This is a genomic window from Agrobacterium sp. CCNWLW155 (assembly GCF_036888815.1).
Taxonomy (GTDB): Bacteria; Pseudomonadota; Alphaproteobacteria; order Rhizobiales; family Rhizobiaceae; genus Agrobacterium; species Agrobacterium radiobacter.
Window position 1 is genome coordinate 38,857 of the sequence record NZ_JBAKFW010000016.1, and the last position, 17,304, is coordinate 56,160.

The 17,304-nt window shown below is 57.8% G+C and carries 13 protein-coding genes and 4 pseudogenes; 9 read left to right on the forward strand and 8 right to left on the reverse strand.

Going from position 1 to position 17,304, the window contains the following annotated elements; all coding sequences use genetic code 11:
- Positions 1-30 precede the first annotated feature (30 nt).
- Positions 31-795: a 3-oxoacyl-ACP reductase family protein gene (locus tag V6S97_RS26075; RefSeq protein WP_111797022.1), complete on the reverse strand. Its 765-nt coding sequence runs from the start codon at positions 793-795 to the stop codon at positions 31-33.
- Positions 796-961: 166 nt separating this feature from the next.
- Positions 962-1,891, reverse strand: a complete 930-nt coding sequence (locus V6S97_RS26080) for a LysR family transcriptional regulator (protein WP_060726520.1) — start codon at positions 1,889-1,891, stop codon at positions 962-964.
- A 179-nt stretch (positions 1,892-2,070) separates the two neighbouring features.
- Here V6S97_RS26080 and V6S97_RS26085 point away from each other — a divergent pair.
- The 5 genes and pseudogenes from V6S97_RS26085 to V6S97_RS26105 all read left to right on the forward strand — a co-directional run.
- Positions 2,071-2,679 (forward strand): annotated as a pseudogene (locus V6S97_RS26085) (NADPH-dependent F420 reductase); the annotation flags it as partial.
- A gap of 66 nt (positions 2,680-2,745) precedes the next feature.
- Positions 2,746-3,699, forward strand: a complete 954-nt coding sequence (locus tag V6S97_RS26090; protein ID WP_223569082.1) for a zinc-binding dehydrogenase — start codon at positions 2,746-2,748, stop codon at positions 3,697-3,699.
- A gap of 93 nt (positions 3,700-3,792) precedes the next feature.
- Positions 3,793-4,530, forward strand: coding sequence for an SDR family NAD(P)-dependent oxidoreductase (locus tag V6S97_RS26095; RefSeq protein ID WP_111797024.1), 738 nt, complete (start codon positions 3,793-3,795; stop codon positions 4,528-4,530).
- A gap of 159 nt (positions 4,531-4,689) precedes the next feature.
- Positions 4,690-4,951 (forward strand): annotated as a pseudogene (locus tag V6S97_RS26100) (ArsR family transcriptional regulator); the annotation flags it as partial.
- Positions 4,952-4,990: 39 nt separating this feature from the next.
- Positions 4,991-5,155, forward strand: coding sequence for a hypothetical protein (locus V6S97_RS26105; RefSeq protein ID WP_162690975.1), 165 nt, complete (start codon positions 4,991-4,993; stop codon positions 5,153-5,155).
- Between the two features lie 554 nt (positions 5,156-5,709).
- On the opposite strand, the gene V6S97_RS26110 is transcribed toward V6S97_RS26105, so the two are convergent.
- From V6S97_RS26110 to V6S97_RS26130, 5 genes are all read right to left on the reverse strand, one after another.
- The gene (locus V6S97_RS26110) at positions 5,710-7,659 is read right to left on the reverse strand and encodes a MacB family efflux pump subunit (protein ID WP_080865246.1); all 1,950 of its coding nucleotides are present in this window, start codon (positions 7,657-7,659) and stop codon (positions 5,710-5,712) included.
- 8 nt (positions 7,660-7,667) lie between these two features.
- Entirely contained in the window at positions 7,668-8,861 is a 1,194-nt protein-coding gene (locus V6S97_RS26115; RefSeq protein WP_334428034.1) for an efflux RND transporter periplasmic adaptor subunit, read from the reverse strand.
- 246 nt (positions 8,862-9,107) lie between these two features.
- Positions 9,108-10,457: a sensor histidine kinase gene (locus tag V6S97_RS26120; protein ID WP_060726514.1), complete on the reverse strand. Its 1,350-nt coding sequence runs from the start codon at positions 10,455-10,457 to the stop codon at positions 9,108-9,110.
- A gap of 1 nt (position 10,458) precedes the next feature.
- On the reverse strand, positions 10,459-11,133 hold the full coding sequence (locus V6S97_RS26125; protein WP_060726513.1) for a response regulator: 675 nt from the start codon (positions 11,131-11,133) through the stop codon (positions 10,459-10,461).
- A 192-nt stretch (positions 11,134-11,325) separates the two neighbouring features.
- Entirely contained in the window at positions 11,326-11,610 is a 285-nt protein-coding gene (locus tag V6S97_RS26130) for a YMGG-like glycine zipper-containing protein (RefSeq protein ID WP_077998830.1), read from the reverse strand.
- A 566-nt stretch (positions 11,611-12,176) separates the two neighbouring features.
- Here V6S97_RS26130 and V6S97_RS26135 point away from each other — a divergent pair.
- Positions 12,177-13,324: pseudogene (locus V6S97_RS26135) on the forward strand (IS110 family transposase).
- Positions 13,325-13,690: 366 nt separating this feature from the next.
- Here V6S97_RS26135 and V6S97_RS26140 read toward each other — a convergent pair.
- Positions 13,691-14,797, reverse strand: a complete 1,107-nt coding sequence (locus V6S97_RS26140; RefSeq protein ID WP_334428035.1) for a Fic family protein — start codon at positions 14,795-14,797, stop codon at positions 13,691-13,693.
- Between the two features lie 201 nt (positions 14,798-14,998).
- Between V6S97_RS26140 and V6S97_RS26145 the strand changes: the two are divergent.
- The 3 genes and pseudogenes from V6S97_RS26145 to V6S97_RS26155 form a co-directional block, all read left to right on the forward strand.
- Positions 14,999-15,559: pseudogene (locus V6S97_RS26145) on the forward strand (hypothetical protein); the annotation flags it as partial.
- Between the two features lie 525 nt (positions 15,560-16,084).
- Positions 16,085-16,498 carry a hypothetical protein gene (locus V6S97_RS26150; protein WP_060726510.1) on the forward strand — a complete coding sequence of 138 codons (414 nt, stop codon included), beginning with the start codon at positions 16,085-16,087 and terminating at the stop codon, positions 16,496-16,498.
- A gap of 162 nt (positions 16,499-16,660) precedes the next feature.
- Complete coding sequence (locus tag V6S97_RS26155; protein WP_060726509.1) at positions 16,661-17,230, forward strand: hypothetical protein; 570 nt, start codon at positions 16,661-16,663, stop codon at positions 17,228-17,230.
- Positions 17,231-17,304: the final 74 nt, after the last annotated feature.

Here is a 17,304-nt window from a genome sequence, read left to right on the forward strand (position 1 = left end):
AAGCGAATTTTGCATTTCGCCCCGGCATTTTCAGGATGTGAAACCACCATCGGCCCGGATGTCGGCACCTGTTACAAACGAGGCTTCCGGACTTGCAAGGAATGCGACCACGCTCGCAATTTCCTGGGGCTTTCCATAGCGGCCCGCCGCGATACGCGAGATTTGCATAGCGGCAAACTCGCCATCAACAGGGTTCATGTCAGTGTCGGTTGGGCCTGGATGCACCGTGTTGACTGTGATGCCGCGTGGCCCGAGGTCATGAGCCAAACTCCGGTTGAAACCGGCGACGGCCCCTTTGGTGAGGCCGTATGCTGACAGCCCAGGCACTCCGGCATATTTCGTGATTGAACTGCCAATATGTATGATCCGGCCGCCATCCTTCATATGGCGTACGGCCTCCTGCGTGGCAACGAAAACGCCAGTTACGTTGATTGCGAGCATTGCCTGATAGTCATTGAAGGCGATTTCGTCGATCGGACCGGCAAAGGCAATACCGGCATTGTTCACCAAAATGTCGAGGCCGCCGAACTTATCGACCGTCGCGGCAACGGCAGCGCGTATCGCGTCCGGATCAGCGGCATCCGCGGCAATAGCCAGCGCGCGCGCGCCCGTTTTTTCTATGGCAACAGCAACTTCCTCAGCCTTCGCAGGTGATCCACGATAGGTGAAGGCAACCTGAGCGCCATCCGCTGCGAGACGCTGGGCGATTGATGCGCCGATAGATCGCGATCCACCGGTGACAAGTGCGATCTTTCCGCTCAGTGGAAGATATCGAGACGAGGTTAATTCAGTCATTTTTTCACTCCTTTTACGTGTCTGTGGAGTGATATATTTGCCCATCCCTGTCTTAGAATATTAGCATCATATCGGTTGGATCATCTTCAAGCATGTGTTGAATATGGGATATTCGATGCAGTCAAACGACCACGGTTTTCAAAGAAGCCAACGCAACGTGTGGACATTAGCCGAGACTGCCTGCAAACCGGGCACTGAGGCGCTCGCGACGGAAATATTCAGTATAGAAGTCGATGAAAGCGCGTGTTTTTAGCGGTTGGAGCACTCGGCCAGAGTAGTAGAGCGAGATAGATCCGGCATCGGCATACCACTTCGGAAGGATACGTTCGAGCGCGCCACTTTCCATATGCGGCAGCACATCGGGTACGGCCAACAATGCAATGCCCAACCCCGCGATTGCCGCCTGCACCATGGGCGCGGCGTCGCTCATCACAATCGTCTCGTTGAGGAGCGCGCGCTCTTCACGTCCTTGAGCGTCCCGCATCATCCACTGCCTGATCCGGCCCGAATTCGAGGACCGCATCAAGATTCCGGCATGATCGGCCAGATCGGCAGGGCTAGCCGGCCGGCGACGTGCAGCAAAATAGCTGGGCGATGCGACCGCGATAACGTGCACGGGTGCGAGCGTCGTGGAAACGATGCCAGGATTGAGTTCGAAACCACCGCCGATCGCGGCGTCGAAACCCTCGGCGATAAGATCGACCTTGCGGCTGTCGAAATGCCAGTCAGGTCTGACGCCCGGATAACGGGCCAGAAAGTCGGGCAGTGCAGGGAGAACGTATCCCATGGCGAACGACAAACTCATGCTGAGCTTCAAAACGCCGACGGGCTCGCCCTTCGTTTGTGATGCCCCGTCGATTGCCCCCTGAAGGTGGTTCAGGCTGTCCCCTATGCTTGCCAGAAACGACTCCCCCGCCTCGGTCAGGGTCAACTTCCGCGTTGAGCGGTGAAACAGCCGTATACCGAGGTTGCGTTCCAGCATTGCAACATTCCGGCTGACTGCGGCCGGGGTGATCGAGAGACGCCGTGCAGCCCCAGAAAAGCTGCTCGCTTCTGCGCTTCGAACGAACGCTTCGAGGTTTGCCAGTGTCTCCATAAAACGTAACCTTCAAGCATTGATTGAAACTAAAACAATTCATCTATGACTTATGCTGCGTGTATTTGCCAGCCATATTCCAGTCAACAGCAAAAGCGGATTTCTGCAACGCCAACGGCATCAGGCCCAGGATGTAGCGGGAAAACCGATCGTCGCAGACAGAGTTCTCACGAACCGTAAAGGAGTGGGTGATGACAGTTGGAATTATCGGAGCCGGCAATATCGGGGGCGCATTTGCCACTGCGCTCGGCAAGGCAGGAATCGAAGCCGTAATCGCAAACAGCCGAGGACCGGAAAGCCTCACAGCGCTTGTTTCAAAACTTGGAAGCACAATCCGGGCTGGAAGCGTCCAAGAGGCCGCGGCGCAAGCCATCGTTCTCGTGGCAGTCCCGTGGTCAAAGATACCTGGCGCGCTCGCCGGTTTGAACTTCGGCGACAGGATCGTAATCGACGCCAACAACTCCATCGAAGCGCCGCTTTACAGGCCGGCGGACCTTGGCGGCCGCACCTCTACGGATATTTTCACCGCCCTTGTGCCAGGCGCGCGCGTCGTCAAGGCGTTCAACCATCTGATGCCAAAGCAACTGTCGGGCGACCCCCAATCGGAAGGGGGCAGGCGCGTCCTGTTTTACTCAGGCGACGATATGAGGGCGAAGGCTGAGGTCGCCGCCATCGTTAATCGCCTCGGCTTCTTCGGGATCGATCTCGGGGGGCTTGCGGTCGGCAGCCAGCTGCTTCAGTTCCCAGGCGGTCCCCTGCCCGCTCTCAATCTCGTCAAGTTCGACTGAACATCGCTGCGCTCCATCCGTCTGCAATCGAGCGCCGCGCACCATCTGAAACCCGGAGACAATATTGTGACAAGGTTCATTCAAATGCAGTCGGCGGGCGGACCGTCGGTTTTGCAGGTTATCGAGAAAGACCTGCGCGCGCCACGTGCCGGCGAGGTTAGGCTCATCCAAGACGCGATCGGCCTCAACTTCGTCGATACGATGATACGGAAAGGCCAGTATCCGATGGCGTTGCCTGCGGTTCCCGGTTTTGAAGCGGCCGGGACGATTACCGAAGTCGGATCCGGCGTCGAAGGGCTGTCGGCCGGCGATCGGGTCGCTTACTTCTTTTCGGAAGGCGCCTATGCTACCGAGAGGATCATTCCGACAGCGCCGCTCATCCGCCTGCCCGCCGATATCTCGAACGAGACGGCGGCGACCTTCCTGGCGAAGGGCGGGACGGCCTGGATGGGGATGCGTGGTCTCCACGATCTCAAATCCGCCGAGACGGTGCTGGTACTTGGGGCATCGGGAAGCGTAGGCGCTATCCTGTCTCGCTGGGCAAAGTCGCTGGGCGCAACAGTGATCGGCGTTGCCGGATCGCCGGACAAGTTCGACAAGGTCGCGGCCGGTGCCACGCATGCCTTCCACGCTGGCGAGCCAGACATCGCCGCCAAGATCCGTGCGATCGCACCTGACGGTGTCGACGTCGTCTATGATTTGGTCGGCCGGGCGACCTTTGCCCTGGGCGTGTCGAGTGTCCGGGATGGTGGCGTGATTGCCGCGATTGGAGCCGCAACGGGTCAGCCAGCGCCGGCCCCCGATCTTGTGCGACGGGGGGTAGATGTCCGTAGTGGTGGAACCCCTCAATATGTCAGGGGACCGGCAGTCGAAACCGCAACTTCCCAGCTATGGGATGCGCTGCGCTCAGGGATTTTCGATGATCTCGAAACCACCCGCTATCCGTTTAATGAGATAGCCCGAGCGCATGACGACATGGACAAGCGCCGCTTGAGCGGTCTGCCGGTCCTGATCGCTTGAACCGAAAATAATCGTACAGCGGCAGGCCGCACGATGCCCTCCGCAATTCGGCCGGGCGAACATTTCCCCTATCGATAATGAAAGGAATGATCGATGAGTGAACTAGCAGGTAAACGTGCGCTCGTGACCGGAGCGTCCCGCGGCATTGGCGCCGCGATAGCGATAGCTCTGGCAGAACGAGGCGCCGACGTTGCGATCACGTACGAACGCGCCGCTGATCGGGCAGCGCAAGTTGTCGCAACGATCATAGGCAAAGGCCGCAAGGCGTTGGCTATCCAGGCTGATAGCATGGACCCAGAGGCGGTCAAGCGGTCGGTTGATCAAGCGGCGCAAGCGTTGGGCGGCCTCGACATCTTGGTGAACAATGCGGCTATCGCGATCTACAAGGATGTGGCGGATTTCACCGTTGCCGAGATCGATGCTCTTTTCGCTGTCAACGCTCGCTCCCCGATCCTGGCATCGCAAGCCGCTATGCCTTATCTTGGCAAAGGTGGCCGGATCGTCACAATCGGCTCCGCAGGCGCAGAACGCATTGTCGGACCATCGACTGTTTATTCAATGACCAAATCGGCACTTCAATCGTTTACCCGTGGTCTGGCGCGAGAGCTTGGCCCCCGTGACATCACTGTCAATCTCATTCAGCCAGGATCAACCAACACGGAAATGAACCCGGCCGAGGGTGAGTTCGGAGATTTCCAGCGTGCCCTAATACCGCTCGGCCGGTACGGTGAGCCGGAGGATGTCGCGGCTGCGGTAGCCTTCCTCGCATCTGGCGCGGCCCGACAAATCACCGGAACCATCCTGACCGTTGATGGCGGCACGCTGACCTGAACACACTCCCGCGGGTCCACGATTTAAACATAGGAGAGTGGGAGCTAACCGGGTAATACCACCTACCAGCTCTCCTTTCTCATTCCACTATGCACCATCATAGCGTGGTCGAACGGAGTGTAGGTCGCATGTCTTTCAAGAGCGGATCGGCCCGTCTCGCTGGGAATCGAGTCACAGCGGCGGAATCGCCGCCCTTTCGCCGCGCTTTGGGAGGCCACCCGGCGGCATCCTGGAGCAGCTTGGACGTCACAACGCTTCGATCACGGAGCTTGCCGAGAAATTCCACATTACCCTCACGGGCATGAAAAAAGCACGTCGGCGTCCAGAGCAAGCGAGCCTCGTCACCACGGAGAAAGTCGGCCGGGTGCGGATCTGCACGTTCGGCCTGCTCCGACTGGAGGAAAAAGGGGCATGGACCGAGAGGCAATATGCTGAGATTCGTGAATGAAGGAGTTCAACCATGTCACTGCGCCAGCCCGGCCAAGTTCGATTTCCCTTTCACTCACAATTGGCAAGGGACGACGGCTGTGGGGTTCGCGTCCTGCAAATGCTCACTGGCATGACCTATGATGAGGTCGCTCGGCTGGCCTATCGGCACGCCGATAAGAACCAGCGATTGGAGTGATATTCAAGGTGTGGCCGTCGTCCACGTCGATGAGGACCATTTCCTGCTCTATGACTCGGTCAGTCGTCTGTTTTACGATCCAGGAGAACCGGAGTGGCCGGCTGTGGTTACCAGCCACTCCAACCAGCTATCTGACGGTTCAGCCTAGCGAACGTGCGCCGGATCGATGAAATGGCCACTTCGGGCTGATCTTGGTCAATAGGTCAGGTCGCGCCGGACGTCTGCTTTGCAGGTTTCTCGATGACAGCCCAAAGCGGACGATTTATGGCAAACCGAAAGGACCCTGCGTTGCCTGCGGTTTGGCACCCGCTACAGTCTCAGCGCGATGCGACCGTGCCGACCCGGATCTTGACCGGGGAAGGAAATGAATCGGAGGCAGCGGTTTGATTCAGAAGTGTCGTTCGATCATACTGTGAACTCCGCCGATCATCAGGCCGTGAACTCAGAAGCAGTCAGTTCTCCAGCTGCTTGCGAGGCTGATTTCCAATTGGAATTCCAAAACGGCAATACCCACTGCTATTCTTCACTACGCCATCACACATGCTTTCCAGCCATCATTCGCGTGCCAAGGCTTCTATCGGGTCCAGCTTTGCCGCGTTGCGGGCGGGAAGGAAGCCGAAGACAATTCCGATCAGGGTGGAGCAGGCGAAGGCCACAATGATGGAGCCAGAAGAGAAGATCATTTTGAAGTCGGGGCTCAGCAAATTAAAAAGAGCGCTGATCCCGAGGGCGAGCATCACTCCCATGAAGCCGCCGACAAGGCAGACCATGACGGCCTCGATCAGGAACTGGGAAAGGATGTCGCTGCGGCGCGCGCCAACGGCCACACGAACGCCGATCTCCCTGGTGCGCTCGGTCACGGAAACCAGCATGATATTCATCACGCCGATGCCGCCGACAATCAGCGAGATCACGGCGACTGACGAAATCAGCAGCGTCAGGGTTTGCGTGGTGGTCTCGATAGTCTCGCGAATGGTCGCCGAGTTGGTGAGGAAGAAGTCTTTCGCGCCATGCCGACGCTCGATAAGGCGTGAAACTGCGGCCTCGACATTGCCCGGGTCGACATCGTCTCTGATACGGACCGTTATGCCGTCGACGTTCGGACGACCCAGCATGCGGCCCATGACGGTTGTGTAAGGCGCATAAACGGTCAACGTATCAACCGCCGGGCCGAAGGAATTTTCCCGTTTCGTCACACCTACGACCCTCGCCGGCATTGTGCCCAGAAGGATGACCTGCCCCACCGGGTTTACCCGGTCTGGAAACAGGTCTCGCGCGGCGTTTGCATCGATCACTACATTCTGGCTGTAGGCAGTAACGTCCTGGGCGTCGAACAGTTGTCCATGCGCCAGCTCAAGACCCCGTACACGAAAGAAGTCGGCGCCAACCCCGGTGACTGACGCATTGACGGCCACGGCGGCGCGCTTGACAGTTACGCTCGTCGTGACGGCTGGTGTCACGCTGTCGACATAGGGCTGGTTCACCAGCGCTTCTGCATCGGCGGGAACCAGGGTCCGTATCTTGTCCGCTTCCAGATCGCCGAAGCCTTTACCGGCCCGCAACTCGATCGTGTTGGTGCCAAGCGAACTGATACTACTCAGGATTTGTTGCTGCGAACCGGCTCCCAGTGCCGAGATAGCCGCCACTGAGGCGATACCGATGATGATGCCGAGCATGGTCAGAAGCGAGCGCATCTTGTGCGCCCATATTGCCGCGCCCGCCATACGAAAAGCTTCGGCCATCCGGTCAATTGCACCACGCCAGCCAGCGCCCGGCGCGTGCTCGCGGATGGGACGGGCCGTCGCGGCGGATTTGGATATATTGCGCTCGTCGGAAATGATAACGCCGTCGCTGATCTCTACAACCCGATCCGCGTGTTCGGCGATCTTCTTGTCGTGAGTGACGAGAATGATGGTGTGCCCCTCGGCGTGAAGCTCGCGCAGGATCTTCATGACTTCGGCGCCACTGTGCGTATCCAGCGCTCCGGTCGGCTCGTCGGCCAGAATTATCTCGCCGCCGTTCATCAGGGCGCGGGCGATCGACACCCGCTGCTGCTGGCCGCCCGAAAGCTTGCCCGGGATATTGCCCGTCCGCTCGGCCAGACCCAGCCGGGTCAACAAGGAGATCGCTCGCTTGTGCCGGTCGGATCGGCTGCGTCCGGCATAAATGGCTGGTACCTCGACGTTGCTGGCCGCGCTGAGATCGCCAAGCAGATGATAACGCTGGAAGATGAAACCAAAACGCTCACGGCGTAGCGCGGCCAGTTCGTCCACGGACATCTTCGAGGTCTCGCGTCCTTCGATCCAGTAGCTGCCGTCCGTCGGACGATCGAGGCAGCCAAGGATGTTCATCAGCGTCGACTTGCCGGAGCCAGACGCACCTATGATGGCCATCATCTCGCCGGCCTCGATGTCGAGGTCGACGTCTTTCAGCACCCGCACCATCTCGTCGCCTGCGGGGAAAGCGCGGGATACCCCACGTACGCGGATCAGTGGTTCCGTCATAGCGCGCCCTACCGCTTCGCCGCGGCCAGTTGAGCCTGGCCGTCCGTGCGTTCGTCCGTGGATGCTCCCAGGACGATGGTCTCGCCTGCCTGAAGACCGCTAAGGATCTGGATGTCCGCGCCGTTATCGATACCGACCTGGACCTGCCGGATCTGGACCTCGCCCACCGCGTCCAGTATCCGCATACGCGCCGTATCACCGGCCCGGGGCGCCCCTTCCACTGCGCTGAGCGGAACCAGCACGGCACCGCTGACGCGGCTCAAAACGATGGACACCTGGGCCGTCATGGAGGGCCGCAGGACCCCGTCCGCATTCGCCACATCGATCAGCCCGGTGTAATAGACCGCGCCATTGGTTGAGCTAATCCGGCTAGCAGTGGCGTTGCTCTCGTTGGCGATGGAAGCCGGGGCCGGTTCCACCTGTCGCAACTCCCCATCGAAACGGCGCTTCGGATCGCCAAGAATGCTGAACCAGACCGGCAGGCCCTGCCTGACACGCACGATGTCAGCCTCGGAGATATCCGCGCGCACCGTCATTGTGTCCAATCGCGCGATCATGACGATGGTCGGCGCGGTCTGCAGGGCATTCACGGTTTGTCCTTCGTCAGTGACGATCGCGACCACAGTGCCGGCGATTGGGGCAGTAATGCGGGTATAGTCCAGTTCTATACCCGCAGACTCCAGCGCGACCTGCGCTTGGGAGACCTGAGCGTCCAGCGACTGAACCTCGGCCCGCGCGGTGTCTCGCATGGCAACCGCAGCGTCATACTGGGCGCGCGGCGTGGAACCACCTGCCAGCAGGTCACGCTCACGCTCGAAATCCTTCTCGGCTTTCACCAGACCGGCGCGGCGCGCGGCGTGAACAGCGCGGATGTTCGCCAAAGCGGCCTCGCGGTCCCGCAAGGTGTTGCGCCGGGTCTGGGAATCGATCTCGGCCACCAATTGGCCCGCCTCGACGAGGTCACCGATCTTGACAGCCAGATGCTCAATGCGACCCGACGCCTGGGCGCCGACACGCACCAGCTCGAGCGGTTCGAGAACCCCGGTCGCCAGCACCACCTCTTCGATGTCACCCGTTCGCGCCTGCGCCGTCACCAGTTCAGGCTTCGCCGGCGGACGCAGAAAGAGGAGCCAGACGCCCAGCACACCGACAAGGGTTACCGCCGACAGGATGAGACGCTTGCGGGTGATGTTTCGTGTCATTTAGTCGTGGTCCAAGCTATTGAAATTTTCGGGCTTTCTCTGTCACGAGAGTTACCTGAAAATGACGAGGAGCGGTCGTGGGGCGTATCCGTTTGGCACGCGCTGTAAAACCAACCGGTCAGCACAGAATGCTTGCAATGGGGATGGCGTGCCAGCGATCGCCCGCCACACATCAAGCGATTGCGGCCGTGCCTAGCCAACATCGACGAACAAGATGCCTTGACCCGTTAGCGCAGGCATCGACCCCTACCGATGCTGGAAAATGCGCTTCTCGCGCCAGCGCACGGCAAATGTGCTGCCCTTGCCAGGAGCGGACGAAAGCTCAACATAGCCGCCGTGACGCGTCACGATCTCATTGACCATGCTGAGCCCCAGGCCCGCACCTGAGCCGTGAGGGCTGACCCGGTAGAACGGTTCGAATATGCGTGATTGCTTATCGCTGGCAATTCCGCAACCCTGATCGGCGACCATCACGCTACCGTCAGCCTCAATGCTCACTGATATCTGTCCTCTTCCACCTCCATATTGGACTGCGTTTCGAACCAGATTGACGAATGCACGCTCCAGTGCTTCGGCATCACCAGGAACGAACAGGTTCTCCGCGTCGCTATCAAAGGAAATCTCGTAGCCTTCAGAGATCGCCAGGGGAGCAAGATCGGCAACCACCTTCGACACAACGCTATTGAGATTGACAGGTGTATTCTGCTGAGGCTTCTGTCGGTACTTCTCGGTGTCGAGAAGCTGGTTCGCGATCGCCGTAAGTCGCTTGATGGCCGTCTGCAGGTGTGTCTTGTCCTCACCTGGTGAAAGCGTATCTATCCTCACCTGCAGGACAGCGATCGGCGTTCGAAGTTCATGCGCCGCGTTGACGAAGAAGCGCTCCGTTGCCTCGAAGCCACTATCGAGACGACGCAGCGCCCTGTTGATGTCGCGCACAAGTCGAAGCACTTCATTGGGCAGACCCCGCTCTTCCACCAGGGCGCCACGTGTGTCGAGATCGATCCTGTCGAGACGCGTGGTCAGATCGCTGAAGGATCGCAAAGCCCAGCGTGTGACAAACGGAGCGCCAATGAGCGAAATGGCGACGAGGATCAGCGCCGGAATACCGATGGCAAGGTTCCCCAACAGCACGGTCACACCATATTGAGACATCGAAACACCGCCAGCAAAAATCGTCGCCTCACCAGCCTGGGTGTCGAAACGCTCCATGCGGCCCACACTCAACGGATCATCTAGATCGCCATGAAGTTCGACACTTCTGAACGTCCGCAAGAATGACATGTTGTCGGCAATTTTCCCGGGAGGCACGCCATGTGCCAGAACGATATCTTTGCCGAGGTCTGCCACGAACCAAAGGTTAGGCGAGTCTTCCATAATCTCTTTAAGTTCAGCCGTTGGCATCAGACTTGCTCGGCCATTCGGCTCGAGACGGACTGAATCTGCGATTTCCTGAGACAGCCAGATGGACGTGATCGCCACATCAGGCTTGAGGCCGGAAAGGAGATAGAAAACCAGGCTGAGCGAGGCGATGACCGCACAGAGCTGCAGGACAATAAAACCGAAAGTGAAACGCCAGCGAAGGGAGGTGCTGGTCATCCTATTTCTGCTCATGAAGGTAGTAGCCTATGCCTCGAATGTTTTTGATAACGATGTTGGCCTCCGCTTCGCCAAGCTTTCGGCGCAGACGCGACATGTTGGATTCCAGTGAGTTCGACTGGATCTCATCGTCAAAGGAATAGACCTGACCCTCAAGGGACGAGCGCAACACGGTCCGACCACGGTTTCTCAGAAGCGTTTCGATGATCAGCAGTTCCCTGCGGGTGAGCGCAAGCCGGACGCCATTGACATGTACATCGCATGACACACGATTGTAGGTAACGTTTCCGGCAGCCAGGAGGGACGATCCCGTTGTCGGAGCCCTCCTCAGCACAGCGCTCATTCTCGCGACCAGTTCGGGGATTTCGAAGGGCTTTGGCAAATAATCATCAGCGCCGTCATTCAGCCCGGATATACGCTCGTCGGTGGACCTCAGAGCGGAGATGATGATCGATCGCGTGTTTGAACCTGCGCCACGCAAATCCGCAAGGAAGGTACTGCCATCACCATCAGGCAGTTGCCGGTCGATAAGGACGATATCGTAGTCCGCCATGGCGATTGCTTCCCGCGCCGTTGCCAGATCGCCAACCGCATCAAGAACGATGCCATGCTGCGAAAGGGCCACCCTCAAGGCATCCGTCATTTCTGGATCGTCTTCGATAAGTAGAAGTTTCATAGTGGCCTGATCGTGCAAGTTCCGGACAGCTGTTCTCAAGAATTCTAGCAGCAAATATGTATGTTTCAGATAAACTTGACTGCCATGACCGACTGGCCGCGAATCGGCAGTCCAGATTGCCCGGCACCGGGGAACCGAAACCTGCCCGGTATCCAGCTGGCTTTTAGCCCCCCCGTCGCCAGGGCCAGCTCCTTATCGGCAGCGGCCGTAGTTATCCCGATATCTGCAACCGTAGTCGCGCCGGTCCCGATGTTCCCAGCGATCGCGGCGGTTCCTGTCGTTTCGTTCACTGATGTTCCCAATGACCGCCCCTCCCGCACCACCCGCGGCGGCTCCCACTGCAGCACCTTCCCAGGTGCCGCTTGCCAACCCACCGATGATAGCGCCGCTCGCCGCACCAATGCCGGCGCCCTTTTCCGTCTGGCTGCATGCTGTCAGCGTCAAGCAAACGAGTACGCCTGAAATGATCTTTTTCATGTCTGTCCTTTCGAGCCATTACCGCTACGGTCGCCCGTCGACCGTTGAGACACACCAAGGCTGAGATGTATGGACACCGAAAATTACGTGGAAGTTACGCAGAACTTTCGGCATCAACCGGTTGAAAGCGCAAATTCGTGTAGGATGCGCGTCTTCGCGATAAGTCATTCTCAGGCAACTCCGCCCCGCCTACTCGATAGGGTCCGACGTCGCCCTGTTCATCACTGCGTTTGAGGAGGGTGGGTCGAAATGACTGGAGCAGAACTTTGCCGACGTTCTCATACAGGGATTAACGGCGGTTCAGGACCGCTTCCACGCGCGGCCGGCCCGAAACCCGCCAGTCCGTTTCCCAACCCAACTCACTGACTGTAGTTCATTATGCGGACGGCGCGTTCCGGAATATTCAGTAGAAAACCGAGTGATCAGAATGAGGGCGCAAAGCAGTCGTAAAGCTTGCCTGTAGATGTGTTTGAACGCTGCTTTTGCTCTTGAGATCCCATCAGGGGTGAGTAGCGGCCTGCACCGTGGCAGAGTGAGGTCGCTAGAAAACTCTCTGGAGGCCAACCATGCCGATGACAGCAGATCAATCTCAAGCGCCGACCGCCACTCTCGTCGATCCTGGCGCAATTTTCATCTCCTTGGAATTAAGCAAGTCGGCCTTGCTGGTGACAGCTCTGTCGCCTTGTAACGAGAAGATGTCTCGCCACACCGTGGCGGGAGGTGATTTAATTGGCCTGTCGAATGCTTCGCTGCGCTTCGCCAGAAAGCAAAACGGCGGAAGGACAGACTGTACCCGTTGGTCGTAATTCAGGAAGCCGGACTGGATGGCTTCTGGCTAGGCCGGGTACTCGACAAGGAAACCTCGATAGAAAGCCACATCGCCGTGCCGCGTCGACATCGTCGAGCGAAGACTGATCGTCTTGATGGAGAAACTCTAATCCGCGCGTTGATTGCATGGAAACGTGGCGAGCCGCGGGCCTGCTCAATGGTGAAGCTTCTCTCGCCCGAGGAAGAAGACAACCGACGGATTGGACGGGAGCGGAAAACGCTGATTGCGAAGCGTGTCTTCCACGTCGATCGGATAAAGGGTCTGCTGTTCACACAAGGAATACGGGAGTATGAGCCCGTCAATCGGGATCGACGGCAGCGTCTGGACGAGCTTCGGACAGGCGATGGACGTCCGCTATCAAAACACCTGAAGGCCGAAGTCTGTAGAGAGCTTGACCGGCTCGAACTGATACTCACACAGATCAAAGCTGTCGAAGCCGAGCGAGATGCCTTGATCGTTCAGGAGACGCCGGAAACGCCGAAAGAAGCGGCCGCTCTCTTGGGCATCCGAGGAATTGGGCCTGAAATTGCTACAATACTGTACACGGAAGGCCTGTTCCGCCACCTCGACAACCGGCGCCAAATCGCATCGTATGCAGGCCTTGCCCCCTCCCCCTGGCAAAGCGGTAACGTCAATCGCGAGCAGGGCGTGTCAAAAGCCGGAAATCCACGTCCAAGAGCAACCATGGTCGAGCTCGCATGGCTGTGGTTACGGCACCAACCGACCTCAACGCTATCTTGCTGGTTTAAGAAGCGTATCGCACAAAACGGCGGCCGTTTGAAAAAGCCGATGATTGTGGCACTGGCTCGCAAGCTGCTCGTTGCACTGTGGAAATACATGAGCTCCGGCGTCGTGATCGAAGGTGCAATCATGAAAACTCCCTGAGGCGGGAAGTGCCTGTGATACGAGAATTCAAATCCTCAGGGTGTGATCAGCCCTGACGGATCCAGGTGATCGGACCGGGATTCCGTTTGGCTAAGAGCCGGTCTTGAGATTGGTCCCGTTCTCCTGAGCCCGCGCCCGCGAAAGCGGGAAATTGGTGCTGCCGTCTGGAGCGGCGACCGTATGTGAGGTTGTACAGGCTCGATAGCGAGCCGGTAAAGCGATGGGCTCAGACCATGGATCCGCTAAAAAAGGACGCTTTGCGATGACAACAAAATGAACCGTTGACAAAAAACCTGATGTGAAAGGAATCGAACAATCGTCCACGTAGATAATAACGTTGGTGGAGTTCATTAAACTAGCAACAGTTTATTTCTGCAATGACAGCGAGTACCGGGTATGCCGACGTTCGCCCGTGCGCGTCAGCGCACCGATCTCCACGAGCTGCTGAAGGTCGCGTGTTGCTGTAGCGCGGGATGTGTCTGTGATCGAAATGTAGTTTTCGGCACTTAGCCCCCCTTTGAAGCCAGCCGTGCCTTCCTTGAAGATGCGCGCGACTGCCTTTTCCTGCCGCTCGTTCAACTGGCCTCGAAAACGATCATAGAATTTTGCTTTCTGAATGAAGAAATCTATGCGCTCAAGCGTCGCCCGTTGAGCATCCAGGATAGTTTCTGAAAAGAAAATGATCCAGTCGGTGATATCAAGCGTGCGCTGGTGCCGCTCAAGCTCGGAGTAGTAGGCCTTCCGGCTCTTCTCGATTGTGAAGGCGAGTGAAATGAGGCTTGGCTGCCCTATGTTTTGCGCCAGGGATTTCTCAGCGAGCGCGCGCCCAACTCGGCCGTTGCCATCCTCAAATGGGTGTATACTTTCAAAATAAAGATGGCCTACTGCTGCGCGCGTTAAAGCTTGAAGCGACGTTTGACCATTTGGCCCGGATTGATTGAACCATGCGATGAAGGTCTCCATCTCCGTGGCAACCTGGCGTGACGGGGGAGCCTCGAAGTGGATTGTCGGCTTATCCAATCGACCCGACACGATCTGCATGGCGTCTTCATGCTTGCGGTAAGCACCAACTGTTTCAATATATCGATTTCCGGCCATCAGCATTGAATGCCAGTGGAACAGGCCCTCATGATGCAGCGGCTTATGCCAGCTTCGATATACGTCCGCCATCATCTCTGCGATCCCCCGCTCTTGGGGGCGAATCTGTCTATCATCAGTGTTCAGCCCGAACTGTCGGCGGAGTGATGACTGGACACTCACGCGGTCAAGAAATTCCCCCTCAATCTCTGAGGTCTTGACCGCTTCGTCGCTCAGCAACTCAATGCGAAGCTGGTTGCTGTCGTCCTCGCTGAAATGTCGAACAGCACCGATAACCTCGCCGGCGGACTGCAGGAATTTCTGCTCCAACGGTACCATGCTTGCGGTGTCGTATCTGAAGTTTGGCCAATCAGTGTTTTGCCAGTTCCATTTCATGAGTTATAGCATCCCTCTCTATAACTCATAATTATTGCCATAAATGAGCTATTGCAAGCCAATCTATCGCTCAGCGCCACAAGCTGCGACTTTCCATTCAAGACGCAGCAATCGACAGGTAACCTCTTGCCCTAAACATATTTTGTTAACGGGCGCCCCCTATTTCCGCTCGCCCTCGGCACTGGTGCCGAGAGAAACGGAATGAGCATGACCAAACACGACCTTTCATCACGTCATTTTCAGCGAAAAATTTCGGAATTCTGCGAGCTTCGCATCGCTCCGATCGCACCCGGGCGAGTGTTGGAGAATATACGGCCTTATCTGGCCAGTTTGATCATCTACCGGAAATCGCCCCCGCTCCTGAATGGCCATATCGACTGGACGATGATCAATCAGGCCTGTGGGATCGAAGCCGAGCTGACGGCAGAACTGAAAAAGCAACTCCGGCCAGGCCTGGATGCAATCATCCGCTGGCTCGGCGCACCACCAGCGGCCGAAGAACGACGACCGCCAAAGCCGACAGTTAGCTCGGGCAAAATGGCGCCCGCCAAGAAGGCAGCTTCCGCCCGCTCCGCCCGACAGCCACAACGCGCGGCGACCGACAGCGCCTTTACCCGGTCCGCCTCGCCACAACGCGGGCCTGCACCAAAAGCGATAAGCCCTTTCCCAGAAGCACTATTTGAAGCGACAGAAGATCCGGCGAGCTTTCAGGACGCTTTAGTCTACCATATGCGCCGGTTCGGTGACACATATTGGCAGCTCCAGCAGAACGACGGGGTGCCGGCCTCGGTGTCGCCTCGGGGCTGGTCTACCCGGGCGTCGGCCCCGAGGTCGCGATGCTACACGAACAAGGTCGGATCAGCGTCACGGCGATCTCTGACGACGAGGTCATTGGCACCTTCTTTCGCATATCCAGTGTCGATTATCGCACGAATTTGACCCGCTTTTCCGTTTCAGACGGATCCGCCCACACTGCAAGAAGATTTTTTCGATCAACACCATAAATGCAACTAGGTGGTACAACGCAAAAAGAAAGAGTGGCGCAAATCTAGCTGAAACTCAACAGTCGCAATGAAAGAGACGATAGTAAAAACAATCAAACGCATAAAATGACCTTGGACCAACCGGCAGAACGAATAGCTTCTATCTATCATGGATGACACATGCGTGGCATCGTTTGAGGTGCGGCGGCACAAACGCCGAATACGGGCGAAAAACACGGTTTCCCGCATTGACTTTAAGTAACGGTGAATCAAAAGCTTGGGGGCCTAACAGAGGAGAACACTGATGGCCGACGAAACCACGATTGAAGCATCTGCCGCGACAGAAACGCCGGCCCCTACCCCCGCTGAGAAGAAGACGCGCAAGCCACGGACGCCGAAAGCTGTCGCAGAAGCCAGCACCGTCGATGCTACCTCTGCACCGGTAGAAAAGCCGGCCAAGAAGACACGTGCCAAGCGCGGCTCCAAAGTGGTTCCGGTCAAGGCGGAAAAGACGGTTGCCACACCGAAGGCGGCCTCCAGTCGCACGCCCCGCGTTGCGGCAGTTTCTTCCGCTCCGGTCGCTACCTCCGTTGACGTCATCGACGATATCGCCGACCTCATCAAGCTTGAGGAAGAGAACAAACAGCTTCGCAAGGAACTCTCTGAGAAGCTTCGCGCAGAGAATGCAGATCTGCGCAAGCGCCTTGGCAAGGCCTGAATTCTGGTTTGACCGGCGCCACGTACTTTCATGCGATGGCGCCGCCGATCTTTCGTATGATTGACCCGAGATCAATGCGGTTTTGGTGACAATGAATGACCGCGGCTGTTTCCCCTGCCGCCATGCTTTGAAGGTAATGTGATGAGAACACCATGGAGATTTGTGGCTGACCTGGTGTCGCGTAAACCGAAGCCAGAGAGCCCTGCAGTCGCGGCGAAAACAATTGCTCTCGAATACAGACCCGCCCCCGAAGAGGAACACCCGGGCATCGAACCAGCGGCGCCCGACCACTCCGCTGAGTCCGACTCCGCGGCGCAAGTCGAGGCAAACCTGCCCGCCCAAGATACTGGCTCAACGGACATCGAAACGGCGACACCAGTTGCAGCGAAAGCTACCGCAGTCGCGGCCAGTATCGAGGAGAACGCGGCCCTCTTTACCTCGCAACCGTCTGAGGAAGAAGCGCCAGCTCCCACGCTGACTGAAGTTGCCGAAACACTGGTGACGGCAGCACCGTCACGCCAAAAGAAGATTAAGCCGATTGTGGAGCCTGCGGTTTCTGCCTCCCAAACCGACGAGGTCGCTACTGCCGCTCCTTCCGGGCCAAAATCATTCATGGATGAGATGGCCGACCTCGACGCTGAGGTCGACGCCTTGCGGCGTCAGCTTGCAAAGAAGCTCATCGAGCAGAACGCGCAATTGCGCAGGATGCTCGCCAAGTTCGACGGGCGCTAGGTTCAGGACTTCGGTAACGGGCCCGTTCCAGTCAAGCAAAAAGTGACGACCGCAGCAGCGCAGTCATGCTGCCA